Below are 24,717 nucleotides of genomic sequence, written 5' to 3' on the forward strand. Positions count from 1 at the left end.
CCCGGCGCACGACCCCCGCACGCCTCTGAAGCCTTGCTTACGCCGCGATGAACGGCAGCGCATAGTCGGTATACGTATGTTTGTGCGCTGCAGCATTCAGTGCGGGAGCCGGTGTGTCGCACAAGTGCAACAATGCCGCGAAAGCGTGCGGGGCGGGTGATTACCGCCCTTTGCCCTAGTTACTTTGCCGCCCTTCCCGCCTAATCTCGCGCCCGGAGAGTATGCATGGGGCGCGCACCGACAGGGAAGCCGACCAGCTTCGACATTGCCTATCTGGCGGGGGTTTCGCAGCCCACCGTCAGCCGTGCGCTGCGCGGGGATCGCTCGGTCAGCGCCGCCACGCGCGAGAAGATCGAGCGGATCGCCCGCGAACTCAATTACACGGTCGACAAGAACGCGTCCTCGCTGCGGACCCAGCGCTCGAACACCATCGCGCTGCTGTTCTTCGAGGACCCCACGCCCGATGACAGCATGATCAACCCGTTCTTCCTCGCCATGCTCGGTTCGATCACGCGGGCGGCGGGCGCGCGAGGCCTGGACCTGCTGATCTCGTTCCAGCGGATGGAAGACGACTGGCACACCCGCTATCAGGACAGCCACCGCGCCGACGGGCTGATCCTGCTCGGCTATGGCGACTACACGCTCTATGAACAGCGACTGGAGGAGCTGGCGCGGCAAGGCACCCATTTCGTGCGCTGGGGCAGCGTGCGCGAGGATAATATCGGCGCCACCATCGGCTCGGACAACCTTGGCGCGGGTCGGACGGCTGGGGAGCACCTCCTCGCCCTCGGCCGCAAGCGGGTGGCCTTCCTCGGCCAGGCGGACGAGCATTACCCTGAATTTGCCGGACGCTATCTGGGCCTCTGTGCAGCGCTGGAAGCGGCGGGTATCGCGCCCGATGCGACGTTGCAGGTCGACGCGCTGACCGGCGAGGAAGAAGGCTATGCCGCCATGCGCCGGTTGCTGGATGCGGGCGCTGAGTTCGATGCGGTGTTCGCCGCGAGCGACCTGATCGCGATCGGCGCGATGCGGGCTCTGGCCGAGGCCGGGCGCTCCGTGCCGGGCGATGTCGCGGTGATCGGCTTCGACAATATCCCCGCCGCCGCGCTCACCGCCCCTCCCCTGACCACAGTGATGCAGGACATGCGCGGCGCGGGCGAAGCGCTGCTAGAAGCGCTGTGCGAGCAGATCGAGGGCGGCGCAGCGAGGTCGCGTACCCTGCCCGCCACGCTGGTCACCCGCGCTTCCACCGGGACCTAGCGTCCGCACAACATTCGTATGCGGCTTGCAGGCCACGCCCAGCCGTGCCAGCCGTGCTCCATAACGAGCGCGACGGCCCGCAAGAGGCTTTGCCGCGCCGGGGAGAGACAATGACCAGCATCACCGCCAAGCCGCGCCAGTCGTTCTGGGGCCTGTGGAACATCAGCTTCGGTTTCTTCGGCATCCAGATCGGCTTCGCGCTACAGAATTCGAACATGAGCCGGGTGTTCCAGACGCTGGGCGCGAGCATCGACGATCTGCCTGCGCTGTGGGTCGCCGCACCGCTGACCGGGCTGATCGTGCAGCCGATCATCGGGCATCTGTCGGACAAGACCTGGAACCGGCTGGGGCGGCGGCGGCCCTATTTCCTGGTGGGGGCGATTTTCTCCGCGCTGGCGCTGTTCGCCATGCCGCTAGCGCCGACGGTGGCGGCCCCGCTGTTCTTTGCTGCGGCGATGCTGTGGCTGCTCGACGCCTCGCTCAACATCTCCATGGAGCCCTTCCGCGCATTCGTGGGGGACATGCTCGATACCGACCAGCACAGCGCCGGTTACGCCGTGCAAACCGCCTTCATCGGCGCGGGCGCGGTGGTGGGATCGATCTTCCCGTGGTTCCTCGAGCATCTCGGCGTCAGCAATGTCGCCCCCGGCGGCGGCCTGCCCGACACGGTCAAGTGGAGCTTCTGGGCCGGCGGCCTCGCGCTGTTCGGGGCGGTGCTGTGGACGATCCTGACGACCCGCGAATACTCGCCAGCGGAGATGGCCGCTTTCGGCGAGGAAGCCGAAGTGGACGACGGCGTGACCTTGCGCGCGCTGGCGGCGAAGTCCTATCTCTCCAGCGCGGCCTGGGTCGCTGCGGGTGTCGCGGTCGTATTTTCGGTCGATGCGCTCGGCCTGCAGAAGGAAGTGCTGCTGCTCGGCGCACTGCTTGGCGCCTACGGTTTCCTCAGCGCCATCGCCATTTCCATGGCCAAGCAGGGCCGCGCGGCCAACATGCTGTCCAGCATCGTCGGCGATTTCTCCGGCATGCCAGAGGTGATGAAGCGGCTTGCGCTGGTGCAGTTCTTCAGCTGGTCTGCGCTGTTCATCATGTGGATCAACACCACCCCGGTGGTGACGCAATATGTCTTCGGCTCGAGCGACACCGCCACCGAGGCCTACAACCAGGGCGCGAACTGGGTGAACGTGCTCTTCACCGTCTACAACGGCGTGGCCGCGGTCGCCGCCCTCGCCCTGCTGCCGTGGCTCAGCCGCACCTTCGGGCAAGTGAAGACGCATTCGATCTGCCTGACGCTGGGCGCAGCGGGCTTCCTGATGTTCTTCTTCGTCCGCGACGCACAGACCCTGCTGCTGGCCGAGGTCGGCATCGGCATCGCCTGGGCCAGTATCCTTGCCATGCCCTACGCCATCCTCGCCAGTAATTTGCCGCAGGCCAAGCTCGGCATCTACATGGGGCTGTTCAACATCTTCATCGTCGTGCCGCAGCTGCTGGTGGCGACGGTGATGGGCAGCATCATGCAGGCCTTCTTCCCCGGCGAGCCGGTGTGGACGATGCTGTTCGCGGCGGCGAGCTGGCTGGTCGCGGCGGCGGCGATGCTGCGCGTGCAGGCGGCCCTACCCAAGGCGTGAAACCCGCGCTAACGCTGCGCACATGACAGAGCCCACAACTGCCCGCTCATGGCTGTTCGCCCCCGGCGACAGCGAGAAGAAAATGGACAAGGCCGCCGCGAGCGCGGCCGATATCGCGATCTTCGACCTCGAGGATGCGGTCGCGCCGGAGCACAAACCACTCGCCCGGCAGATGGTGCATGACCGGATCGCCCGCGAGGACGACGCCACCAGGGCGAGGCTGTGGGTGCGGATCAATCCGCTCGATAGCGGCATGGCGGTGCAGGACCTTGCCGCGGTGATCCCGGCGCAGCCCGGCGGCCTGCTGCTGCCCAAGTCGCGCGGGCGCGGCGATGTCGAGACGCTCGACAACTACCTCACCGCGCTGGAGGTTGCTCACGGCATCGAGCCGGGCAGCACCCGCGTGCTGGTGCTGGCGACGGAAACGGCGGGCGCGATGTTCCACTGCGGCGACTATGCCGGCGCGCCGCGCGTCTGCGGCCTGACCTGGGGGGCGGAGGACCTGTCCGACGCGCTCGGCGCCAGCGACAACCGCGCGCCTGATGGGCGCTATGACCCACCTTACGAACTCGCCCGCACGCTCTGCCTGCTCGGAGCGGCCCACGCCGGGGTGCAGCCGGTCGAAACCATCCATGCCGACTTCCGCGACCTCGACGGCCTCGAAGCCCGTGCCCGCGATGTGAAGCGGCAAGGCTATCGCGGGATGCTGGCGATCCACCCGGCGCAGGTACAAGTGATCAACCGCGTCTTCACGCCGTCTGAAGAGGAACTGGCCGAGGCGCAGGCGGTGGTGGATCTGTTCGCCGCCAATCCGGGTGCCGGGACGATCGGGCACGAGGGGAAGATGCTCGACCGGCCGCATCTGGACCGGGCGAAGGGGTTGCTGCGGGCGGCGGGGAAGCTTGCTTCTTAAGTACCAAGCGATCCCAGCTTTCGCTGGGATGACGAATGGAGAAATACGCCAAAACATAAAAGAACGTCATCCCAGCGAAAGCTGGGATCTCTATCCTCCCGCCGAGCACCCGCGCATTCAAACCAACTGCTCGAACAGATCATCCCACGCCGGATTGAGGCTCTCTATCAACTCAACCTTCCATGCCCGCTTCCACGCCTTCATCGCCTTCTCGCGTGTGATCGCTTCATAGATGTTTTCGTGTGGCTCGGCATAGACCAGCAGGTTCAAGCCATATCTGCGGCAGAAAGATGAACCATGACCAGTCCTGTGCTGCAGGATCCGCGCTGGCAGATCGGAGGTCACGCCGATGTAGAGCACACCGTCGCGTTTGTTGGTCATGATGTAGACCCAGCCACCCATCCACGATGGGGTAGCACCAGGAGGCGCGAGATCCCAGCTTTCGCTGGGATGACGAACCGATAACGAAATCCGGTCATCCCAGCGAAAGCTGGGATCTCCGTCGTCAATAGAGCTACCCCTCCACCGGCCGCTTCAACTGCAAGCCCGACCGCTTGCAACTCCCCACCAGATCGCCGTGCTGGTTGTAGGCCCGGTGCTCGAACGTCACGATTCCCGCATTCGGCCGCGACTTGCTTTCGCGCAGGTCGACGATCTCGGTCTCGATCCGGATGGTGTCGCCGTGGAACAGCGGCTTGGGGAAGCGGACCTCGTCCCAGCCGAGGTTAGCGACCGCCGTGCCCAGCGTCGTGTCATTCACTGAAATCCCCACCATCAGCGACAGGGTCAGGCAGGAATTGACGATCCGCGTGCCGTAATCGGTGCCCTTCATATATTCTTCGTCGAGGTGCAGCTGCGCCGGATTGTGCGTCATGCAGGTGAAGAACACATTGTCCGCCTCGGTGATGGTGCGGCGGATGGGGTGCTGGATCACCTGACCCACTTGCATGTCGTCGAACCAGATCCCGGCCATGGCGCTCTCCTGAAAATGCCTTTGACCGGGCGATAGCCGAGCGCGCGGCGGTGGCACAAATGTTTTCCTACACGAACCGATATGGTTATGTGCGGAAGTCCCGCTAACCGCAAAGGACTCATCCCATGGCCATTCTCGAAACCCTCATCGGCCCCATCGCCTCGATCATCGACAAGATCATCCCCGACAAGGAGGCGCAGGCCAGGGCGAAACTCGAACTGCTGCAGATGGAAGGCACGCAAGAGCTGAAGGCGATCGAGGCCCGTCTCGCCGCCATCGTCGCCGAGGCGCAATCGCCCGATCCCTGGACCAGCCGCGCCCGCCCCAGCTTCCTCTATGTGATGTATGTCATCCTGCTGTTCGCCCTGCCGATGGGCGTGATCGCGGCCTTCTCGCCGCATTCGGCCATTGCCATCGCCGGCGGCATCAACGCCTATCTCAATGGCTTGCCCGAACCGCTCTATGCGCTCTTCGGCACCGGCTATCTCGGCTACACCGCCGCGCGCCAGTGGGGCAAGGTCAAGGGGGTGGAGAAATAGGCCTGCATTTCTCCCTCAGGACAGTGTGACATGTGTGACATGGCCCGGCTCTTTCCGCCCGCAAGCGAAGCGGCTAGAGCCGGGGCATGGACACGGTTTTCATCCTCAACGGCCCCAATCTCAACCTGCTCGGCACGCGTGAGCCGGAGATTTACGGGCACCAGAGCCTCGCCGATATTGAATCGATGTGCGAAATCCGCGCCGCCGCGCTCGGGCTCGCCATCGACTTTCGCCAGAGCAATCACGAAGGCGTGCTGGTGGACTGGCTGCACGAAGCCAGGGCATCGGGGGCGAAGGCCGTGCTGCTCAACGCGGCGGCCTATACCCACACCTCGATTGCGCTGCTCGATGCGATCAAGGCCACCCAACTGCCGGTGATCGAGGTCCACCTGTCCAACCCGTACGAGCGCGAGAAATTCCGCCACCTGTCCTATGTCGGCATGGCCGCTGCCGCTACGGTACAGGGGCTCGGCGCGCAGTCCTATATCGTCGCGCTGGAGCGGGCGGCGGAATTGTAAAGCGGTTGGTGACTGTCACAAAACTGCCCCAATTGATGCCTTGCCTTGCCGCGCGCCCCCGCGCATAGGCGAGGGTCTTCGGGAAAACCAACAGGGACATTATGCCTGAGAGCAAAAGCAATTCGCCTCGCAACGGCGGGATGAATGTGGATACGAAGCTGGTTCGCGAACTCGCCGAACTGCTGGCTGAAACCGGCCTCACGGAAATCGAAGTCGAAGACGGCGATCGCAAGGTCCGCGTCTCGCGCGGTGGCGGCGTGGCTGTTGCAGCCGCACCGATGATGGCCGCGCCTGCCGCGCCGACACCTGCCGCTGCTGCCCCCGCTCCGGCGGAACCGGCTGCGCCAACCCATGCCGATGCGCTCAAGTCGCCGATGGTCGGCACCTGTTATCTCGCCGCCGAGCCCGGCGCGCCCAACTTCGTCAGCGTCGGCAGCTCGGTCAAGGAAGGCGACACGCTGCTCATCATCGAAGCGATGAAGGTGATGAACCCGATCACCGCCAACAAGGCCGGCACGGTCAAGGCGATCCTGGTCGAAAACGCGCAGCCGGTCGAATTCGACCAGCCGCTCGTCGTAATCGGGTAAGCAATGGCTATCAAACGCATCCTGATCGCCAACCGCGGCGAAATCGCGCTGCGTATCCACCGCGCCGCGCATGAGATGGGGATCGAGACCGTGGCGGTGCACTCCACGGCCGATGCCGATGCCATGCATGTGCGGCTGGCCGACCATGCCGTGTGCATCGGTCCGCCGTCTGCGACCGACAGCTATCTCAATGTCGCGGCGATCATCTCGGCAGCCGAAGTGAGCCACGCCGACGCGATCCACCCGGGCTATGGCTTCCTGTCCGAGAATGCCAAATTCGCCGAGATCGTCGAAGCGCATGACATCGCCTGGATCGGCCCCAAGCCCGACCATATCGTCACCATGGGCGACAAGGTCATGGCCAAGAAGACCGCCGGCGCGCTCGGCCTGCCGCTGGTGCCGGGTAGCGACGGTGCGGTGTCCGATCCGGCAGAAGGCCGCAGGATCGCCGCCGAGATCGGCTATCCGGTCATCATCAAGGCTGCATCGGGCGGCGGCGGACGCGGCATGAAGGTGTGCGAGAGCGAAGACCAGCTCGAAACGCTGATGCAGCAGGCCGGGAGCGAGGCCAAGGCGGCGTTCGGCGATGCCACGGTCTATATCGAGAAATATCTCGGCAACCCGCGCCACATCGAATTCCAGGTGTTCGGCGACGGCCAGGGCAACGCCATTCATCTCGGCGAGCGCGACTGTTCGCTCCAGCGGCGGCACCAGAAGGTGCTCGAAGAAGCACCCTCCCCGATCCTGTCGCCCGAAGAACGCCACCGCATGGGCGAAGTCTGCGCCGATGCGATGCGCAAGATGGGCTATCGCGGCGCAGGGACGATCGAGTTCCTGTGGGAGAATGGCGAGTTCTACTTCATCGAGATGAACACCCGCCTGCAGGTGGAACATCCGGTTACCGAAGCGATTACCGGCGTCGACCTGGTGCGCGAACAGATCCGTATCGCAGAGGGCAAGCCGCTGTCGGTCACGCAGGACGAGATCGAGTTCAAGGGCCATGCCATCGAGTGCCGCATCAACGCGGAAGACCCCTTCACCTTCGCCCCATCGCCGGGGCAGGTGACCTATTACCACGCGGCCGGCGGCATGCATGTCCGGGTCGATAGCGGGCTCTACGCCGGCTACCGCATCCCGCCCTATTACGACAGCATGATCGCCAAGCTGATCGTCTATGGCCGTACCCGCGAAGGCTGCATCATGCGCCTGCGCCGGGCGCTGGAGGAGATGGTCGTCGAGGGCGTCAAGACCAGCATCCCGCTGCACCAGGAACTGCTGCGCCAGGACGATGTCCTCAACGGCGATTACAGCATCAAATGGCTGGAGGAGTGGCTGAAGCAGCGCGAGGGGTAGGCTTTACCCCAGCGGCACCCCGGGCTCGTGCTTGGCCGTGCGGATTGTCAGGCTCGTCTTCACGCTCGCCACATTCGGTGCCGGGGTCAGCTTGCTGGTCAGGAACTCCTGGAAGCTCTGCAGGTCGCGGCTGACGATCTTGAGGATGAAGTCGATCTCGCCGTTGAGCATATGGACCTCGCGCACCTCGGGCAGGGCGCGCATATGATCCTCGAACTCGCGCAATGCATCCTCGGCCTGGCTCTTCAGGCTGACCATGGCGAAGACGGTGATGGCAAAGCCGAGCTTCGATGGCTCCAGCTCGGCATGATAGCCGCGGATCACGCCCTCGTCCTCCAGCGCGCGGACGCGGCGCAGGCACGGCGGGGCGGTCAGGCCGACGCGCTGGGCCAACTCGACATTGGTGATGCGGCCTTCGTTCTGCAATTCGGCCAGCAACCGCCGGTCGATATCGTCGAGATTGGCCATATGCCCTGCCCCTCTTGTCACTTCTCGCAAGGATGCGAAACTCTCGGCGCAACGAATGGCCTGTCTCGCTAATATTATTGTTCATGACAGCAATTGTCCCGCTTTGCAACGCGTCACGCAGCTGTGGTTCTTAACCTTTCGGAAACTGTTAGAACGGGCGGAGATGCCGCATTTTACGGTCATCCCCGATTCAGCCGGAGCAGCGCACCGCGCACCATGCATTTCGACGACCGCCTTGCGACAGTATTGCGCCACCGCGCCGGTGGCGGGCGGGCAGCGCGTACCCAGTATCGCCAATTGCTCGACCTGCTTGGCCAGCGGCGCCACGGGCGCGACGAGAGCCTGCTGGCGGCGGCATGGCTGCGGCTCGGCGCGCTGGGCGAGAAGATACCGGCGCAGGATCGTGCCGCAATCGTGCGCGAGCCCAGCTCGCGGTTCGAGAACCCGGAACTTGCCGCGCATCTGGCCGAAGACGAACCGGCGGTCGCCGCCGCTGCGCTGGCAGCCGCCCGTCTGAGCGAAGACGACTGGGAAGCGCTCATTCCCCGCCTGCCTATCCGCGCCCGCGGATTCCTGCGGCTGCGTCGCGACCTGCCGGACGGCGCCAACCGCATCCTCGACCGACTCGGTGTGAGCGACCGCGCCCTGCCCTTGCCCGTCGCCGAGGAACCGCTGGTCCTGTCGCAAGAAGCGCCGGACACGCCGCCGGAGATGTCGGCAGAACGGTCCGAAGCGGTCATCATGCCCTTCCCCGCCAGTCCGGTCCCGGCCAACGATGCCGAAGATGGGCCGGAACCCGCACAGCCGCTGGCTGAACAACCCGATGCCCGCCCCACTGCGATTGCCGCGCTGGTCGAGCGGATCGAAGCGTTCCAGCGCAACCGCAGCGAGGCGAAGGAGCTTCCGGCCGGTGAGGACGACGGTCATCCGCCCCTGCCTTTCATCGAGTTGCAGGAAGCAAGGGGTTCGGCCGAACAAGGCGGCGTGGTCTTCACCACCGATATCGAAGGCCGGATCGACTGGGCCGACGAGGCTCTCGCCCCGATGTTGCGCTACCTCGTCCTGCAGGATGCGATGGAGCGGGAAGCGCAGCAGGTTATGCAGCGCCGCTTGCCGCTCGCCGCGGCCAAAGTCACGCTCGAAGGGGCACCGCGCATCGCCGGCGAATGGTACTGCGATGCAGCACCACGCTTCGATCCGCTGGGTGGTCGCTTCATCGGCTATGCCGGCCGCCTGCGTCGCGCCAGCGACCCGGCCACTCGCCGCGAGGAAGGCGATGAAAGCGACCGCATTCGCCAGTTGCTGCACGAATTGCGCACCCCGGTGAATGCGATCCAGGGCTTTGCCGAAGTCATCCAGCAGCAATTGTTCGGCCCGGTCCCGCATGAATACCGGGCGCTGGCAGCCAATATCGCCGGCGATGCGGCGCGGATCCTGGCCGGCTTCGACGAGCTCGACCGCCTGGCCAAGCTCGAGAGCGGTGCGCGGGAAATGGAGACGGGAGAAAGTGATTTCTCAGCCGTCGTTACCGGCCAGTTGCGCCAGCTCGAGGCGATCCTTGCCCCTCGCGAAGCCGCTTTTGTGGCGCGGATCGACGATGGTTCCACCATTGCGCTGGCACAAGCCGAAGCGGAATCGCTCAGCTGGCGCATCCTCGCTGCGCTGGGCGCCGCCCTTGCCCCGGGCGAGCACAGCGCGATCAGCCTGGTACAGACAGCCACAGCCTTGACCCTCGACGTCCATCTTCCCGTCAGCCTGCAAGCACGCGAGGACATCTTCGCCGCGGAGACCCAGAAGCCCGGCGGTGCGGGCATGCTGACCCCCGGCTCCTTCGGTAGCGGCTTTGCCCTGCGGCTGGCCCGGGCCGAGGCCCGCTCTGCAGGGGGCGACCTTGCAAGGGTGGATGACCGGCTGGTGCTGACTCTCCCGCTCTTGACCGCACAGGAGGTCGATTCTAGCCCGGAAGGAGGACTGCAGGAGGCCGCGCGACCGGGATTAACCTGAATGCGGTAAACGGGAGTTACACCGCTTTGCATGCTTGATCTGCCGCTGCCGGGCCAATTCGCCAGATTCGCCGATGGTTTCGCGCCGCGGGTGCTGCTGACTGTCGATACCGAAGAGGAATTCGATTGGGACAGCGAATTCAGCAAGACCGAACACGGGCTCGACCATGTCCGCCAGCTCGGCAGGTTCCAGGAGTTCTGCGAGAATCTCGGCATCTCGCCGGTCTATCTGGTTGATTGGCCGATCACGCAGTCGGCGATGGCACAGGATGTGCTGGGTGACGCCTGTGCGCGTGGCAAGGCCGAGATCGGGATCCAGCTCCACCCCTGGGTCAATCCGCCGTTCGAGGAAGAGATCAACGCGCACAATTCCTACGCCGGCAATCTGCCGACGGACCTGGAACGCGAGAAGCTGCTGCGGCTGCGGGATGCGATTACAGAGAACTTCAAATGCGCACCGCAGATCTACCGGGCCGGGCGCTATGGCCTGGGTCCGTCGAGCGCGAAGCTGCTCAAGCAGGCAGGTGTGGCGGTCGATACTTCGGTCCGGTCGGGCTTCGACTATTCGCCCGGCCATGGGCCCGACTATTCGCGCCATCCGCTCCGCCCGTGGTGGGTCGGCGAAGAGCAACGGCTGCTCGAACTCCCGGTCACAACGGTGTTCTGGGGTATGCTGCGCCAGCAGGCTAAGTCGATCTATCCCATGGTCGCACGCAGCCGCCTCGGCCCCGCCCTGCTGGCGAAACTAGGCCTGCTCGAACGCATCGCCATGACCCCCGAAGGCGTTTCCATCGAAGAGGCGCTGCGGGGGGTCGATATCGCGGTGGACGATGGTTTGCCGGTGATAGTGCTTTCGTTTCACAGCCCCTCGCTGGCCCCCGGCTATACGCCTTATGTCAAGAGCGAGGGCGATGTGGACGGTCTCTACGAATGGTTCCGGCAGGTGATCGGCTATCTCGGCCAGCGCGGCGTGAAGCCAACCACCGTGGCAGAGATCATGGCCAATGCGGTCATCTGATTGCGATGCCGCTTGCCCTTTGCCGTCTGCCAAGCTAGCGGCGCTGGCGCGGGATGCCCATCGGGCGGGCCTGTAGCTCAGTTGGTTAGAGCTGGCCGCTCATAACGGCTAGGTCGCGGGTTCGAGTCCTGCCGGGCCCACCAGGGGCACCGCATGAAATCGGTCGGGGAGTGGCGCAGCCTGGTAGCGCACCTGTTTTGGGTACAGGGGGTCGCAGGTTCGAATCCTGTCTCCCCGACCAGTTTTCCAGTTCTCGGGAACATCCGGGGGATGGTCCCGGCCGAAAACCTCCAAAGCGACGCGCGAGTACCGGCATTTGCCAGCACAAACCTGTCATGACCGTTTGCGCCGCGTTCAGCTACGCTCCGTTACCCACCCTGACCTGACAAGACGCAGCAAAAAGGTGCACAACGGCGGCATGAGCGCGATTGCGACAGCCCTCAACCGGTTCGGACTCGGCGGCAAAGGCGGTGAACAACCGCCGGCCGACGCGCGGCGGTGGCTGCTCGACCAGCTTCGGCGGTTCGATCCTGCACCATCGGTGATCCGCGCGCGACCAACCGGTGTGCAAACGGTGAAGCGGCTGGTCCAATACCGCGCCGATCTCGATCGGGCGCGCAAGCTGGCAGGCGCGGCATTCAGCCCCGGCGAACCGACCGAGCGGACCCGTGCGATCCTGCTCGAATACAACGAGAGCGGACGTGCCAGTTACATCGACGACGTCCTCGCCCGCGGCCAGGTGGCAGTGGCGAGCGAGACGCCTTTCGTGGAGCGGCTGGTCCATTTCTGGGCCAATCATTTCACCACATCCATGGCAAAGCTGCAGGCGATCGCCTTTGTCGGCCCGCATGAGTTCGAAGCGATCCGCCCGCATGTTCTGGGCGACTTTCGCGGGCTCCTGCGTGCCGCAGTGTTGCATCCGGCTATGCTGACCTATCTCGACCAGCCGCAATCGGTCGGCCCGACGAGCTTTGCTGCGACATCGCGCAAAAAGCGCGAAGGCGTGCAATCCGGCCTCAACGAAAACCTCGCGCGCGAAATCATGGAACTGCATACGCTCGGCTCCGATGGCGGCTACAATCAGGCCGATGTCACAGAATTCGCCCGCGCGCTGACCGGGATCACCTATTCGGGACTGGCGACGATCCGCAACGCCAGCGATCTTGGCAATGGTAGCGCCTTTGCCCCGGACCTGCACGAGCCGGGAGTGCGCGTGGTGATGGGTCGGCGCTACCCGCAACAAGGCAAGGATCAGGCGCTGGCGATGCTCGACGAATTCGCTCGCCATCCGGCAACCGCGCGGCATATCGCCACCAAACTCGCGCGCCATTTCGCCGCCGACGACCCTCCCGCAGCCCTTGTCGCTCGGCTGGAGAAGGCGTTCCTTGCCAGCGATGGCGACTTGCCGACCGTCTATCGCGCACTGGTCGACGCACCCGAAAGCTGGTCGCTCGGCCAGCGCAAGTTCCGCACCCCGTGGGAGTGGACCATCGGCGCCATGCGCGCCATCGGTACGCCGCCAACGGAGGCACGGCGGTTCCAGGTCCTGCTCGACCAGCTCGGCCAACCTGTGTGGGCGGCGCCGTCGCCGCTGGGCTATGCCGACAGGGCCAGCAACTGGGCCGCGCCCGATGCGCTTGTTCGCCGGATCGAGGTTGCCGACAAGATGGCGCAAAGCATCGTCCCGCCCAAGGCGATCGACCTCGCGCGGGACCTTTTCCCCGATGCGCTGAATGACAGCACGACGACCGCTCTGACCGGTGCCGCCAGCCCGACGCAAGCGCTTGCGCTGCTGCTCGCCTCGCCCGAAATGATGCGGAGATGATGCGATGACCATTAGGCTAAACCGTCGCGCTTTCTCGCTGGGTTCCTTTGCCATCGGCGGCATGGTCCTGGCATCGCCCGGCAGCCTTTTGGCCGCTGCGACCGGCAACAAGCGGCTGCTGTTCGTGATCCAGCGCGGCGCAGCCGATGGCCTTGCCACCCTCGCCCCGACCGGAGATCCCGATTGTGCCCGGCTGCGTGCAACGCTGCTGGAGGACTACACCGATGCGCCGCAAGTCGGCGACTTCTTCCAGCTGCATCCAGCCTATGCGCAGGTGGCGGCAATGGCGGTGGCCAGACAGGCGCTGTTCGTTCACGCGGCCGCCACAACCTATCGCGAACGGTCGCATTTCGATGGCCAGAACCTCCTAGAAAGCGGCGGGGCGAAGGCCTACCAGTTGCGCGACGGCTGGCTCAATCGGCTCGTCACTCTTCTTTCCGGAGAGAAGCCGAGGGCCTTGGCGCTGTCGCCCTCTGTGCCACTGGCGCTTCAGGGGCCGGCCCATGTTTCGAGCTACGCCCCATCAGCCTTGCCCGGTGCCCGCGAGAGCCTGCTCCAGCGCGTCGCAACGCTTTACGAAAGCGATCCGCAACTCTCGCAGCTTCTGGCCGACGCAGTCAGCACCCGGGCGATGGCGGGCGAGACCGGCCTTCGCAACCTGCGCAACGCCGAGGATACCGGCACCCTCGCCGCCTCGCTCATGAAGGGCCCGAAGGGCGCGCGGATCATGATGGTCGAATCCGGCGACTGGGACACGCATTTCGGGCAAAGCGGCCAGTTCTCGATTGCTGCCAAGCGGCTCGACGCGATGCTGGGCGCGTTCCGTACCGGCATGGGTGCCGACTGGAACGACACTCTGGTGCTGGTGGTGACCGAATTCGGCCGCACCGCTGGACTCAACGGCAGCGGCGGGACCGATCATGGCACCGCCTCGGCCATAATGCTGCTCGGTGGCACGGTCGCTGGCGGCAGGGTGATCGCCGACTGGCCCGGCCTGCGCCAAACCGACCTCTTCGAAGCGCGCGACCTGCGCCCGACCATCGCCACCGAGTCTGTCATTACCGGCGCCATTGCCGGCCATTTCGGACTCGATCCGGATGAGGCAATGCAGACCCTGTTCCCTGGCCGCGGCAGACGCGCGACCGAGGGCTTGCTGCGCACCTGAAACTTACTTCCCGGTCTGGATATCCTTGGGCTCGTTGGCGAGAATGCCAACAACCTGGGTCCACACAGCGACGTTCTGGCGCAGCTGCACCGGATCGATCTTGTCGAGCGTATCATCGGGCGTGTGATGCAGGTCGAAATAGCGGGTGCCGTCCTGCGCCAGGTCGATGATCGCGCCCTTCTGGTCGCGCGAGATGTTGATGTCTGCTCCGCCGGTGGCAACATCCATGCCCGCCGAAACGCCGAACCGCGCGACCGCGCGGGCGATGCGTTTGTGCAAGTCGGGGTTGCTCTCGCGGAAGTTGCTTTCGAATTTCCAGATCCGGTCGGCCCCGAAATCGCTTTCGAGACCCACGGCGATCCTCTCGTCGAGATGGGCTTCGCTATAGGCCTTGCTGCCCCACAGCCCAGTCTCCTCCGCCCCTGCCATCAGCACGCGGATGGTCCGCAGCGGCTGGCCGACATGGCGCACATGCAGCGCGGCGGCGGCGACGATGCCGCAGCCCGCGCCGTCGTCGAAGGCGCCCGTGCCGTTCCACCAGCTGTCGATGTGACAGGCGATCAGCACTGGCGGCAGCGAGGGGTCGCGGCCGACGATCTCGCCCACCACATTGCCGCTCATGGTGGTGCCGAGGTCCTGCGGGGTCAGGGTCAGCTTCATGGTGATGGGTCGACCATTCGCGCGCTCGAACATGCGCTCGAGATTGGCTGCGTCGGGCAGGCTGAGCGCACCGGCCGGAATCGGGTTGGCATCATCCGCGAAATCGGTACCGCCGGTATGCGGGTTGCGGTGATAATCCGTGCCGACCGACTTGATTACGGTCGCCACGGCACCCCTCTGGGATGCCAGCCGCGCACCGACCCAGCGCGCCGGCCCGGCAAAACCATATTGGCTGCCGTCCTGCGTGCGCGTCATGGCGTGGCTGACATAGGCGATCTTGCCCGCAAGGCTGCCCGCCGGCGCGGCGCGCAGATCGTCGACCGTGCGGAAGAACACCACCTCCGCCGTAATCCCCTCCGGCCCGGTCGAGGCGCTGCCGCCGAGCGGCTGGACCACCAGCGGCTGCGGGAAAGGGCTGACAATCTCGGCCTTGTGCACCTCGCCCGGCACCCAGGTCTGCATCTCGAACGGCTCGTCCTCGACGTTCTCGAATCCCTGCGCCTCAAGCCAGCGTACCGCCCATTCGCGACCCCGCGCCTCGGCCTCGGTCCCCGCCTGACGCGGACCGACCTCGGTGGTGATGCCTTCGACGAAATCCCAGGCGAAGGTGTCCTGCGACAGGGTCGCATCGGCCATGGCCTCCAGCGTCATCGGCTGGTCCTCGGCGGACAGGGTTGCAAGGGGGAGCGACAGCGCGATCAGCGCGAGCATGGACTTGTTCATGGCGCTGCCTGCTATCGTTCCCGAGTGGCCAAGTCCAGCTTGCCCAGCGCCGCCCTAGCCCCTATCTGCGCGCCAACACTTCCCACTCCTCGATTTACGCCTTGCGAAGGATCCGCGATGTCCGCCCAGTATGCCTATGTCATGAAGAACATGACCAAGAGCTTCCCCGGTGCCCAGAAGCCGGTGCTCAACAACATCAATCTCCAATTCTACCAGGGCGCGAAGATCGGCATCGTCGGCCCCAACGGTGCCGGCAAATCGACTCTGATCAAGATCATGGCCGGGGTCGATACCGACTTCACCGGCGAGGCCTGGGCCGGCGAAGGCATCACCGTCGGCTATCTCGAGCAGGAGCCCGAGCTCGACCCGACCAAGACCGTGCTGGAAAACGTCAAGGACGGCGCGCGCGAAACCGCCGACATGGTCGAGCGCTTCAACGCCATCGGCATGGAAATGGCCGAGCCCGACGCGGATTTCGACAAGCTTGGCGCCGAAATGGCCGAGCTGCAGGACAAGATCGACGCGGTCGACGGCTGGACGCTCGACAACCAGCTCGAAGTGGCGATGGAGGCCCTGCGGTGCCCGCCGGGCGACATGGGCGTCGAAAGCCTTTCGGGCGGTGAAAAGCGCCGCGTCGCGCTCACCCGCCTGCTGATCCAGAAGCCCAGCATCCTGCTGCTCGACGAACCGACCAACCACTTGGATGCCGAAAGCGTCCAGTGGCTCGAAAACCATCTCAAGGAATATGCCGGTGCGGTGCTGATGATCACCCACGACCGCTACTTCCTCGACAACGTCGTCGGCTGGATCCTCGAACTCGATCGCGGGTCCTACTACCCCTACGAAGGCAACTACTCGACCTATCTCGAGAAGAAGGCCAAGCGTATGGAGCAGGAAAGCCGCGAGGAAAGCGGCAAACAGAAGGCGCTCCAGCGCGAGCTCGAATGGATCCGGCAGACCCCGGCCGCGCGCCAGACCAAGTCCAAGGCGCGTATCCGCAAGTTCGAGGAGCTGCAGAACAGCCAGGACAGCCGCCAGGTCGGCAAGGCCCAGATCGTCATCCAGGTGCCCGAACGTCTGGGCGGCAAGGTGATCGAGGCCAAGAACCTGACCAAGGCCTATGGCGACAAGCTGCTGTTCGAGAACCTCAGCTTCATGCTGCCCCCCGGCGGCATCGTCGGTGTGATCGGGCCGAACGGCGCGGGCAAGTCCACCCTGTTCAAGATCCTGACCGGCAAGGAAACGCCTGACAGCGGCACGGTGGAAATCGGCCAGACCGTGCACCTCGGCTATGTCGACCAGAGCCGCGACCATCTCGATGGCAGCAAGAACGTGTGGGAGGAAATCTCCGACGGGCTCGATTACATGAAGATCAACGGCCAGGACATGAGCACGCGGGCTTACGTGGGCGCGTTCAACTTCAAGGGTGCGGACCAGCAGAAGAACGTCGGCAAGCTGTCAGGCGGCGAACGCAACCGCGTGCACATGGCCAAGATGCTGAAGGCTGGCGGCAATGTGCTGCTGCTGGACGAACCGACCAACGATCTCGACGTCGAAACGCTGGCGGCGCTGGAAGACGCGATCGAGAACTTCGCCGGCTGCGCCGTGGTCATCAGCCACGACCGTTTTCTTCCTCGACCGCCTGGCAACGCATATCCTCGCCTTCGAAGGCAACAGCCATGTCGAATGGTTCGAAGGGAACTTCGAGGCTTACGAGGAAGACAAGCGCCGTCGCCTGGGCGATGCCGCGGATCGTCCGACGCGGTTGGCTTACAAGAAGCTGACGCGTTGATTTAGAACACCCGGAATCCTTCGCGCCGTTGTCGCTGCTCCCGTCATCCCCGCATCTACCGGGATGAGGGGCAAGCGATCTTAGCCCTCTACCACCCGCACCGACTCCCGTTCGACAATCTCGAACGGCACCACCACCTGCTCGTTCGGCAGGCGCGGGTTGCGCAGGCGCGCGGCGATGAGTGTCGCGGCCGCCTCACCCATCGCTTCGCACGGCTGGCGGACCGTCGTCAGCTGCGGACGCACCTGGGTCGCCACGGCGTTGTCGTCGTAGCCGACCAGCGAGATGTCACCCGGGATGGCGATGTTCTGGCGCGCAGCCGCATCGATGATCCCGGCGGCCATGTCGTCGTTGCTGGCAAAGATCGCGGTTGCCCCGGCGGCGAACAACTTGCCCGCTTGAGCCCGGCCCGATTCGCGGGTGAAGTCACCCTGCACCACCAGCGCCTGGTCCACCCGCATCCCCTTGGCGCCGAGCGCGTTGGCATAACCGTTGTAGCGCCGCATGCTGACGAGGTGGCTGCTTGGTCCGCGGACTATCCCGATCCGGCGATGTCCGGCGGCTGTGAGAACCGCAGTGACGGCAGACGCGGCCTCGAACTCGTCCATGCCCACTACACACCCACGCTCCGGATCGAGCAGCGCGGCAATGCGGACAAAGGGAATGCCGCTCGCTTCGACGTGCGAGAGGAAATGGCGATCATCGGACACCGGCGGCGTCACGATGAGACCGCCATAGTGCGTAGGATCGAACACCTCCTTGGTAGTTTTCCCCTGGCCATGGATATTGATCGAAACGAGTTCCGCGTTCTCGCGCCCAAGCATCTTCGCCGCCCCTGTGCGAATCCGCCCGACATAGTCCCAGCCCGGATTGTCCGATAGCAGCAGCACCCTCTTCGAGGCCGACATCTCCTATTCTCCCCAATGAAGCGCCTTTATGGTAGCGCTATCAGACCTCGGATAATAGAATTTGACAACTAAGAACAGGTCAACGAGGCCGTGCATCCACGGGGATGAATGTTAGGGCGTTACCCAATTGCCCCGCCATGCCCCGGCGGTGCGGACGAATTGAGCCCGGCGGTGGCCGGTGTGGGCGAGAGTGAACCAATCGAGTTCATCGATGGTCACCAGCAAGATCGCGAAGTTCTCGCGCGCAGGGAGCAGTTGCGCATCGTCCGGTTCGACGCCTTCGAACTGGGGCGGCAATCCCGAGCTTGGTCCATCGGCGACGCTGCCCGGCCCCTCGCCCAAATAGCAGCGGCGGGCGAAGTTGGTGCTCTCCGCCCAGGCGGCGTCGACCAGTGCCCCGGCCCGCTCGATTCGCCCGCTGCCGCGGGTGCGGATCTGCAACTTGGCCTCGCGGTCATAGAACAGCACGCCGACCGGGGCTCTAGCGCCTATCACGCCGGCCTTGGGGGCGCGGGAATCGGTGTGGAAGCGCAATGTCATGGTATCGGGATTGAAGGCCCGCAACACCATGACCCGCGTATCGGCATCGGCGGTGGCGACGACCGGCGTGTGCATCGCGCTGCGCCGGTCATTCGCCGCTTGCGCTAGGCGGCTGTCGATATCCTCGCGGATGGCTTCGAGCGTCGCAATCATGGACGTCCCTTCACCGCGGGGTAGCATTTCGTCAAGCTCCGGTTCATTCAGCAAATCCTATTCAAACATTAACAGAGGGCGATCATGGCGGTTCAGAAACGGCTCAGTTCGCCTCTCATATTCTGCAACTTACCGTCAGGGCCGATGTGGTGGGCAACGCGGCAACAGGAAGGAACCAGGTACCCATGACGATCAAGCAACTCCTCAATGCCAGCGGCATTGGCGCCTTGGCCGCTGTGCTCGCATTGAGCGCTGTCCCGGCACAAGCTTCTGCCAATGATGACATGCAGCGCGCCGAGGGTGGCGAACGTGGAGGCAGCCGCGATGGCGTGAGGGCACCGCGCTCGCAGCCGGCTTCCGAGCCGCGCGAGGTTCCTCGCCCGCAGGTCCAGCGCCCGCAGGGGCAGCCGCGGGCCCAGGAACGCCGCGAATCTGCGCCGCCGCCGCCGCGCCGGACCGAGCGCCCTGCCTATACGCCGCCTGCACCGCGTGCCGGTGTCGAGCGTCCCACTCGCGTCGAACCCCGCTTCGAGCCGCGTCGTGCCGAAGCGCCGGCCCCGCGTGCCGACCGCGAGGCTCGCGGTGACTGGCGCCGTGAAGTCGCCCGTGCCGGCGAGCGCCGCGAAGAGCGTCGTGGCGGTCCGGTCGGCCGGATCGAAACGCCGCGCGCTGCTCCCCCGGTAACCTCGGGCCGTGATGACCGCCGCACCGAACGGCGCGGGGAATGGCGCGCTGACGACCGCCGCACCGATCGCCGCGAAGATCGCCGTGATGAATGGCGCGATGGACGTCGGGGCGAATGGCGCGATGGCCGCCGTGCAGAGCGGCGCGAAGATCGCCGCGAGTGGCGGGATGATCGCCGTGCAGAGCGTCGCGAAGATCGCCGCGAGTGGCGGGATGATCGGCGTGACCAGCGTCGGGACTGGCGCCGCGACCAACGCCGCGACCGTTACTATGATGGCCGTCGTTGGCACGACTATGACCGCTGGGACAGACGCCACTGGCGCAGCGACCGTCGCTATGACTGGTACGGCTATCGCGCGGGCAACCGCAGCCTGTACCGGATCGGACGCTACTACTCGCCCTATCGCTCGCATCGCTACAGCCGGCTCAGTATCGGGTTCTATCTCGACAGCCTGTTCTTCGGCAGCCGCTACTGGATCTCCGATCCGTGGCAGTACCGCTTGCCGGAGGTCTACGGCCCCTACCGCTGGGTCCGCTATTACGACGACGTGCTGCTGGTGAACATCTACACCGGCGAAGTGGTCGACGTGATCTACGACTTCTTCTGGTAAGGCGTTACATCGCTGATCCGCCGGGCCGATGGGGGTCTGCCCGGCACCGTGAAACCCCCGCCCCGGTTCCTGCCCGGGCGGGGGTTTCCATTTGTGGTTACGCTTTCCCCCACGGCAGCATGCGGGCAAGCCCGCCGCTCTTGTCGTAAAAAGTGTGCTTCAGCGCGCCGAGGATGTGGAGGCCGATCAGGTAGATCATGATCTCGCCGCCGGTCTTGTGGAAGCCGATGATGGTCTTCGCCATGTCGAGGTTCTGTCCAACCGGTAGCGCGGGAACAGCGAAGGCGCCGAAAAACGAGATGTCCTTGCCCGCGAACGACCCTGCCAGCCAACCACCAAGCGGCAGGCCGACCAGCATGACATAGAACATGGCATGGACAGTGCGCGACAGCACCCGTTCCCATTTCGCCATCGTATCGGGCAGCGGCGGGACCTTGTGGCTGAGGCGCCAGGCCAGCCGGGCAATGGTCAGGGCCAGAATGGCAATGCCGATTGCCTTGTGGTTGCCGAGCAGTGCGGCTTCGTCGACTTCGCTGGCATGCTCCGCCGCCTCGACAATGCGCCAGTTGACGATCACCAGTACGGCGATCAGCCAGTGGAAGACCATTGCCCCGGTCGAATACTTGCTGCGTCCCGTATCAGTCATACAAAGCCTCTTCAGAAAGACCCGCTGGCAAAGCTAGCACCGCGCCTCAGCTGCTGCTAGCATTCCCGTCATGGCTACGACTACACTGGTTCCCGACAAGGATGCCCTGGCCCGTGTGGGTCGCATGGTGCGCAAGAAGCTCGACAGTGATCCGCGGGTCAACAAGCTCGTCACCGACAAAGCGGAAATCTACGCGATCCAGGAATTCGTCACCGGCGAAGAGTGCAAGAAGCTGATGATGATGATCGATGTTGTCGCCCAGCCCAGCCAGCTTTACGAAGGCACCGAACGCGAGGGATTCCGCACCTCTTACTCAGGCAATTTCAATCCGCATGATCCGCTGGTGAAGGACATTTCCGACCGGATCGACATGGCACTCGGTCTGCCGGCCCAGCTTGGCGAAACTATCCAGGGGCAGCGTTACGCAGCGGGCCAGCAGTTCAAGCCGCACCATGATTTCTTTCACACCACCGAAGCCTATTGGCCACCGGAGAAAAAGCGCGGCGGGCAGCGCAGCTGGACCGCGATGCTCTACCTCAACCAGGTCGAGGCGGGCGGGGCGACCGCCTTCGTCAATGTGGGGCTCAAGATTCCGCCGAAGCCGGGGGTTCTGCTGATCTGGAACAATGCCTCGCCCGACGGGGTCCCCAACTTCGACACACTCCACGCCGGGACACCGGTCGAGCGCGGGGTGAAATACGTCATCACCAAGTGGTATCGCACCCGCAAGTGGAAATGACGTCAGGCGGGCAGTTGCAGCGCGATTGTCACCCCGAGCCCGGTCGCGGCGAAGCTGCGGGTCACCTTGCCACCGAAACTGGCCAGCATTCCGTCGACCAGCAGGGTGCCCGTCCCCTTGCCGACGTCGGCTGAGGGTTCGAGCGACGGCCCGCCAAGTTCCCGCCACTGTAGCCGAAGGTCCCTGCCTTGGCACTGCCAGCGGATCGAAACCCGGCCCGCTGCGACGCTGAGGGCACCGTACTTGATGGCGTTGGTGGCCAGTTCGTGCAACGCAAGGCCCAATGCGGTGACCATGCGCGATTCGAGTGCGACTTCTGGCCCTTCCATCGTCACACGGTCGGGGAAGCGGTTGCGATATGGCTTCATGACCGCGTCGACCAGGGCGCCCAGTTCAGCGCCTTCATTCCCGTCTGCTTCCGGGAGTGTCACCTTGTGCGCCGCAGCCAGTGCGGCAAGCCGTTCGCTGAGCTTCTCGGCATAGGCCCGCACGTCGTTCTCGCGCCGTGCGGTCAGGCCGACGATGGCGTTGATGACCGAGAAGATGTTGTCCGTCCGATGCTTGAGCTCGCGTGCCACCAGCGCCTGCATCGCCGTGTTCTGGCGTTCACCCATCAGCTCGGTGATGTCCCACTGCGAACCGTAGTAATAGGCCAGCGCGCCTTGCTGGTCATAGATCGGCCCCACATGGACCGCGTTCCAGAACGGTGTGCCGTCCTTCTTGTAGTTGAGCAGATCGACAACCGTGTAGCGGCCGGCCGCAATGCCATCCCTAAGCTTTACGACACTGGCGCGGTCGGTGGCAGGCCCCTGCAGGAACCGGCAATTGCGCCCCAACACTTCCTCGCGGGCATAGCCGGTCAGGTCGAGGAAGGCCTGGTTGACGTAGACAATCGGGCAATCGGACTCATGCGGGTCCGATATGGCGATAGCCATCCGCGTCTGCTGGGTGGTCTCGATGAACAGATGTGCCGGATCGATCCGCAAATCGCGCGGATCGAGCACACCGCGCAGGTCCATTTGCGCTGTATCGAATTCCCTGGCGGCTTGTGGGCTTATCTCGCCGCGGGGCGGAATGTCCGACGTAGTCGGCTTGTCACTGCTGTCGTTCACTCGAATCCATTCCGTTGGCAGCGAGAGCCCCACCCTCGTCCCAGCAGTTTCCCAATCAGGCCTTTTCGAGTGCCTGAGCGATGAGCTTACGCGTGTTATCAATACCATACAAGCGAATGAAACTGCCCATGCGCGGCCCCTGGTCGCTGCCGAGCAGGGTCTGGTAGAGCGCCTTGAACCAGTCGCGCAGGTTCTCGAAGCCATATTCCTCGCGCTTGCCGATCTCATAGACTTCGGTCTGCAGATGTTCCGCACTCATCGACGGATCGGCGCTAGCCAGTACCGTATCGAGCGCCTTCAGCGCCGCGGCCTCGTTCGCGGTCGGGGCACGCTTGCTCAGCGTCGGGGCGATGAAATCGCGGGTATAGGCCACCGCCGCTGCGATCATCCGGTCGAGCACCGGCCCGCGCGGGACCCCGCCCAGATAGGTGTCGAGATAATCCGCCAGATTGGCCTCGGTCGCCTCGGTCCCCAGCACGCTGGCTAGGTTGAGCAGAAGGCCGAAGCTGACGGGCAGCGCATCGCCCTCGCCCGGCGCTTCTTCGGCGTCCCAGCCGCCATTGGCGCGCAGCAGGTTCCACACCGGATTGCCCAGCTTCTTGTCGAGTTCCTGCGTCGGGATGGCAGCGCGGAACTGCCAGTAATCGTCGACCGCACGCGGGATCACGCCGACATGCAGCTGCTTCGCGCTCTTGGGATTGGGGAAGATGTAGAAACCCAGGCTCTCTTCGGTGCCATAGGTCAGCCATTCCTCGATCGTCAGCCCGTTGCCCTTGGACTTGGAGATCTTCTCGCCCTTCTCGTCGAGGAACAGCTCGTAGATCAACCCTTCCGGCTTACGACCACCGAGAGCCTGGACGATTTTGCCGGACTGAATGCCGCTGTCGGTCAAATCCTTGCCGTACATCTCGTAATCGACTCCGAGCGCATACCAGCGCATCGCCCAGTCGACCTTCCATTGCAGCTTGGCCATGCCGCCCAGCGCGCTCTGCTCGACGATCGTGCCGTCCTCGTCGGTGAAGCGCACCGTGCCCGCTTCGGCATCGACCACTTCGACCGGCACCTGCAGCACCTTGCCCGTCACCGGACTGATCGGCAGCACCGGCGAATAGCTCGCCGCGCGTTCCGCCCTAAGGGTCGGCAGCATGATGTCGAGGATCGCCTGATTCTTGCGCAACACCTGCTTCAATGCCTCGTCGAAATGACCCGAATTGTACATGTCGGACGAAGCGACGAATTCGTAATCGAAGCCGAAACGATCAAGGAAGTCGCGCAGCATGGCATTGTTGTGATGCGCGAAGCTGGCGTGCCCGGCCTCGAACGGGTCAGGAATGCGGCTGAGCGGCTTGTGCAAATTGGCCTCGAGCACTTCGCGGTTCGGAACATTGTCCGGCACCTTGCGCAATCCGTCCATGTCGTCGCTGAAGGCGACCAGCCGGGTCTTGCCGTCTTCAGGCCGTGCCCCGATCATCGCTTCGAAGGCGCGCCGCACCAGCGTAGTGCGGAGAACTTCCTGGAAGGTGCCGATATGCGGCAGGCCGCTGGGGCCATAACCGGTTTCGAACAGCACAGGGGACCCGTCAGGCTTTGTCCCGTCGGGATAGCGCTTGAGCAGCCGCTGCGCCTCCTGGAACGGCCAGGACTTGGAGACACGGGCGGCGGCGATCAGGTCTTGCATGCTCATGGCACTGGCCCTTTGCGCATGGCCCGCGATGTTGCAAGCGCGAAGGAACGCTCACGGCGCTGATGAGAGTGTGGCAGCCGCTGGCAAAAGCGGTGTGCAGACAAACCCGGATAACGGGACATCCGGTGGATGTTGCCAGCCCCATTTTCGCACTCGAGAGGGATCCGCGGTCCTGTTGGTGGTACCGACCGCATGCTCGCGGTGACCGGTTCGAA

The 24,717-nt window shown here is 64.6% G+C and carries 22 protein-coding genes, 2 tRNA genes and 1 pseudogene; 16 read left to right on the forward strand and 9 right to left on the reverse strand.

All coding sequences use genetic code 11. From position 1 onward, the window contains the following. Positions 1–225 precede the first annotated feature (225 nt). The 3 genes from LY632_RS11130 (at position 226) to LY632_RS11140 (ending at position 3,801) form a co-directional block, all read left to right on the forward strand. Positions 226–1,260, forward strand: a complete 1,035-nt coding sequence (locus LY632_RS11130) for a LacI family DNA-binding transcriptional regulator (RefSeq protein WP_234091202.1) — start codon at positions 226–228, stop codon at positions 1,258–1,260. A 110-nt stretch (positions 1,261–1,370) separates the two neighbouring features. Further along, positions 1,371–2,888: an MFS transporter gene (locus LY632_RS11135; RefSeq protein WP_234091203.1), complete on the forward strand. Its 1,518-nt coding sequence runs from the start codon at positions 1,371–1,373 to the stop codon at positions 2,886–2,888. Between the two features lie 22 nt (positions 2,889–2,910). Then, positions 2,911–3,801, forward strand: coding sequence for a CoA ester lyase (locus LY632_RS11140; protein ID WP_234091204.1), 891 nt, complete (start codon positions 2,911–2,913; stop codon positions 3,799–3,801). A gap of 117 nt (positions 3,802–3,918) precedes the next feature. Here LY632_RS11140 and LY632_RS11145 read toward each other — a convergent pair whose 3' ends face one another. Both LY632_RS11145 and LY632_RS11150 read right to left on the reverse strand, forming a co-directional pair. Continuing rightward, on the reverse strand, positions 3,919–4,182 hold the full coding sequence (locus LY632_RS11145) for a GIY-YIG nuclease family protein (RefSeq protein ID WP_370636510.1): 264 nt from the start codon (positions 4,180–4,182) through the stop codon (positions 3,919–3,921). Between the two features lie 133 nt (positions 4,183–4,315). Next, positions 4,316–4,774: a MaoC family dehydratase gene (locus tag LY632_RS11150; RefSeq protein WP_234091206.1), complete on the reverse strand. Its 459-nt coding sequence runs from the start codon at positions 4,772–4,774 to the stop codon at positions 4,316–4,318. 125 nt (positions 4,775–4,899) lie between these two features. On the opposite strand from LY632_RS11150, the gene LY632_RS11155 reads away from it, so the two are divergent. The 4 genes from LY632_RS11155 (at position 4,900) to accC (ending at position 7,771) form a co-directional block, all read left to right on the forward strand. Continuing rightward, positions 4,900–5,313, forward strand: coding sequence for a holin family protein (locus tag LY632_RS11155; protein WP_234091207.1), 414 nt, complete (start codon positions 4,900–4,902; stop codon positions 5,311–5,313). Between the two features lie 86 nt (positions 5,314–5,399). Next, positions 5,400–5,831, forward strand: coding sequence for a type II 3-dehydroquinate dehydratase (locus tag LY632_RS11160; RefSeq protein WP_234091208.1), 432 nt, complete (start codon positions 5,400–5,402; stop codon positions 5,829–5,831). Positions 5,832–5,971: 140 nt separating this feature from the next. Next, positions 5,972–6,418 carry an acetyl-CoA carboxylase biotin carboxyl carrier protein gene (accB, locus tag LY632_RS11165; RefSeq protein ID WP_234093226.1) on the forward strand — a complete coding sequence of 149 codons (447 nt, stop codon included), beginning with the start codon at positions 5,972–5,974 and terminating at the stop codon, positions 6,416–6,418. 3 nt (positions 6,419–6,421) lie between these two features. Further along, a complete protein-coding gene (accC, locus tag LY632_RS11170) occupies positions 6,422–7,771 on the forward strand; it encodes an acetyl-CoA carboxylase biotin carboxylase subunit (protein WP_234091209.1) in 1,350 nt (449 codons plus the stop codon). A gap of 3 nt (positions 7,772–7,774) precedes the next feature. On the opposite strand, the gene LY632_RS11175 is transcribed toward accC, so the two are convergent. Beyond that, positions 7,775–8,239, reverse strand: a complete 465-nt coding sequence (locus LY632_RS11175; RefSeq protein ID WP_234091210.1) for an Lrp/AsnC family transcriptional regulator — start codon at positions 8,237–8,239, stop codon at positions 7,775–7,777. Between the two features lie 216 nt (positions 8,240–8,455). On the opposite strand from LY632_RS11175, the gene LY632_RS11180 reads away from it, so the two are divergent. The 6 genes from LY632_RS11180 (at position 8,456) to LY632_RS11205 (ending at position 14,250) form a co-directional block, all read left to right on the forward strand. Further along, positions 8,456–10,243, forward strand: coding sequence for a HAMP domain-containing sensor histidine kinase (locus tag LY632_RS11180; RefSeq protein WP_234091211.1), 1,788 nt, complete (start codon positions 8,456–8,458; stop codon positions 10,241–10,243). A gap of 30 nt (positions 10,244–10,273) precedes the next feature. Next, a complete protein-coding gene (locus LY632_RS11185; protein WP_234091212.1) occupies positions 10,274–11,260 on the forward strand; it encodes a polysaccharide deacetylase family protein in 987 nt (328 codons plus the stop codon). 66 nt (positions 11,261–11,326) lie between these two features. After that, positions 11,327–11,403 (forward strand) — tRNA-Ile (locus LY632_RS11190). A 21-nt stretch (positions 11,404–11,424) separates the two neighbouring features. Further along, positions 11,425–11,501: transfer RNA gene (locus tag LY632_RS11195), tRNA-Pro, on the forward strand. 177 nt (positions 11,502–11,678) lie between these two features. After that, a complete protein-coding gene (locus tag LY632_RS11200; RefSeq protein ID WP_234091213.1) occupies positions 11,679–13,085 on the forward strand; it encodes a DUF1800 family protein in 1,407 nt (468 codons plus the stop codon). 4 nt (positions 13,086–13,089) lie between these two features. Beyond that, entirely contained in the window at positions 13,090–14,250 is a 1,161-nt protein-coding gene (locus LY632_RS11205; RefSeq protein WP_234091214.1) for a DUF1501 domain-containing protein, read from the forward strand. A 3-nt stretch (positions 14,251–14,253) separates the two neighbouring features. On the opposite strand, the gene LY632_RS11210 is transcribed toward LY632_RS11205, so the two are convergent. Then, positions 14,254–15,633, reverse strand: coding sequence for a M28 family peptidase (locus tag LY632_RS11210; RefSeq protein ID WP_234091215.1), 1,380 nt, complete (start codon positions 15,631–15,633; stop codon positions 14,254–14,256). 117 nt (positions 15,634–15,750) lie between these two features. Here LY632_RS11210 and ettA point away from each other — a divergent pair. After that, positions 15,751–17,425, forward strand: a pseudogene (gene ettA / locus LY632_RS11215) (energy-dependent translational throttle protein EttA). A gap of 80 nt (positions 17,426–17,505) precedes the next feature. Here ettA and LY632_RS11220 read toward each other — a convergent pair. Then, positions 17,506–18,333: a substrate-binding domain-containing protein gene (locus LY632_RS11220; protein ID WP_234091216.1), complete on the reverse strand. Its 828-nt coding sequence runs from the start codon at positions 18,331–18,333 to the stop codon at positions 17,506–17,508. A gap of 111 nt (positions 18,334–18,444) precedes the next feature. Next, the gene (locus LY632_RS11225) at positions 18,445–19,026 is read right to left on the reverse strand and encodes a pyridoxamine 5'-phosphate oxidase family protein (RefSeq protein ID WP_234091217.1); all 582 of its coding nucleotides are present in this window, start codon (positions 19,024–19,026) and stop codon (positions 18,445–18,447) included. 185 nt (positions 19,027–19,211) lie between these two features. Between LY632_RS11225 and LY632_RS11230 the strand changes: the two genes are divergently transcribed. Then, positions 19,212–20,321 carry an RcnB family protein gene (locus tag LY632_RS11230; protein WP_234091218.1) on the forward strand — a complete coding sequence of 370 codons (1,110 nt, stop codon included), beginning with the start codon at positions 19,212–19,214 and terminating at the stop codon, positions 20,319–20,321. Positions 20,322–20,418: 97 nt separating this feature from the next. Here LY632_RS11230 and LY632_RS11235 read toward each other — a convergent pair whose 3' ends face one another. Beyond that, a complete protein-coding gene (locus tag LY632_RS11235; RefSeq protein WP_234091219.1) occupies positions 20,419–20,967 on the reverse strand; it encodes a cytochrome b in 549 nt (182 codons plus the stop codon). Positions 20,968–21,037: 70 nt separating this feature from the next. Here LY632_RS11235 and LY632_RS11240 point away from each other — a divergent pair, with 70 nt between their 5' ends. Further along, on the forward strand, positions 21,038–21,706 hold the full coding sequence (locus LY632_RS11240) for a 2OG-Fe(II) oxygenase (RefSeq protein WP_234091220.1): 669 nt from the start codon (positions 21,038–21,040) through the stop codon (positions 21,704–21,706). 2 nt (positions 21,707–21,708) lie between these two features. Here the strand turns inward: LY632_RS11240 and LY632_RS11245 are convergent, their stop codons facing one another. Together LY632_RS11245 and LY632_RS11250 are read right to left on the reverse strand one after the other, a co-directional pair. Continuing rightward, entirely contained in the window at positions 21,709–22,818 is a 1,110-nt protein-coding gene (locus tag LY632_RS11245) for a PAS domain-containing protein (RefSeq protein WP_234091221.1), read from the reverse strand. Between the two features lie 55 nt (positions 22,819–22,873). Continuing rightward, positions 22,874–24,502, reverse strand: coding sequence for a lysine--tRNA ligase (locus LY632_RS11250; protein WP_234091222.1), 1,629 nt, complete (start codon positions 24,500–24,502; stop codon positions 22,874–22,876). Between the last annotated feature and the right edge of the window lie 215 nt (positions 24,503–24,717).

Origin of the sequence: Erythrobacter sp. SDW2, assembly GCF_021431965.1 — a bacterium.
Lineage (GTDB): Bacteria > Pseudomonadota > Alphaproteobacteria > Sphingomonadales > Sphingomonadaceae > Parerythrobacter.

Excerpts from the sequence above, each read along its gene's own strand:
- LY632_RS11210 (WP_234091215.1), bottom strand. The coding sequence starts at position 15,633 with ATGAACAAGTCCATGCTCGCGCTGATCGCGCTGTCGCTCCCCCTTGCA.
- LY632_RS11175 (WP_234091210.1), bottom strand. The coding sequence starts at position 8,239 with ATGGCCAATCTCGACGATATCGACCGGCGGTTGCTGGCCGAATTGCAG.
- LY632_RS11205 (WP_234091214.1), top strand. The coding sequence starts at position 13,090 with ATGACCATTAGGCTAAACCGTCGCGCTTTCTCGCTGGGTTCCTTTGCC.
- LY632_RS11220 (WP_234091216.1), bottom strand. The coding sequence starts at position 18,333 with ATGTCGGCCTCGAAGAGGGTGCTGCTGCTATCGGACAATCCGGGCTGG.
- LY632_RS11145 (WP_370636510.1), bottom strand. The coding sequence starts at position 4,182 with ATGACCAACAAACGCGACGGTGTGCTCTACATCGGCGTGACCTCCGAT.
- LY632_RS11130 (WP_234091202.1), top strand. The coding sequence starts at position 226 with ATGGGGCGCGCACCGACAGGGAAGCCGACCAGCTTCGACATTGCCTAT.
- LY632_RS11150 (WP_234091206.1), bottom strand. The coding sequence starts at position 4,774 with ATGGCCGGGATCTGGTTCGACGACATGCAAGTGGGTCAGGTGATCCAG.
- LY632_RS11185 (WP_234091212.1), top strand. The coding sequence starts at position 10,274 with ATGCTTGATCTGCCGCTGCCGGGCCAATTCGCCAGATTCGCCGATGGT.
- LY632_RS11135 (WP_234091203.1), top strand. The coding sequence starts at position 1,371 with ATGACCAGCATCACCGCCAAGCCGCGCCAGTCGTTCTGGGGCCTGTGG.
- accB (WP_234093226.1), top strand. The coding sequence starts at position 5,972 with ATGAATGTGGATACGAAGCTGGTTCGCGAACTCGCCGAACTGCTGGCT.
- LY632_RS11225 (WP_234091217.1), bottom strand. The coding sequence starts at position 19,026 with ATGATTGCGACGCTCGAAGCCATCCGCGAGGATATCGACAGCCGCCTA.
- LY632_RS11180 (WP_234091211.1), top strand. The coding sequence starts at position 8,456 with ATGCATTTCGACGACCGCCTTGCGACAGTATTGCGCCACCGCGCCGGT.
- LY632_RS11230 (WP_234091218.1), top strand. The coding sequence starts at position 19,212 with ATGACGATCAAGCAACTCCTCAATGCCAGCGGCATTGGCGCCTTGGCC.
- LY632_RS11240 (WP_234091220.1), top strand. The coding sequence starts at position 21,038 with ATGGCTACGACTACACTGGTTCCCGACAAGGATGCCCTGGCCCGTGTG.
- LY632_RS11200 (WP_234091213.1), top strand. The coding sequence starts at position 11,679 with ATGAGCGCGATTGCGACAGCCCTCAACCGGTTCGGACTCGGCGGCAAA.
- LY632_RS11140 (WP_234091204.1), top strand. The coding sequence starts at position 2,911 with ATGACAGAGCCCACAACTGCCCGCTCATGGCTGTTCGCCCCCGGCGAC.
- LY632_RS11160 (WP_234091208.1), top strand. The coding sequence starts at position 5,400 with ATGGACACGGTTTTCATCCTCAACGGCCCCAATCTCAACCTGCTCGGC.
- LY632_RS11155 (WP_234091207.1), top strand. The coding sequence starts at position 4,900 with ATGGCCATTCTCGAAACCCTCATCGGCCCCATCGCCTCGATCATCGAC.
- LY632_RS11250 (WP_234091222.1), bottom strand. The coding sequence starts at position 24,502 with ATGAGCATGCAAGACCTGATCGCCGCCGCCCGTGTCTCCAAGTCCTGG.
- LY632_RS11235 (WP_234091219.1), bottom strand. The coding sequence starts at position 20,967 with ATGACTGATACGGGACGCAGCAAGTATTCGACCGGGGCAATGGTCTTC.
- accC (WP_234091209.1), top strand. The coding sequence starts at position 6,422 with ATGGCTATCAAACGCATCCTGATCGCCAACCGCGGCGAAATCGCGCTG.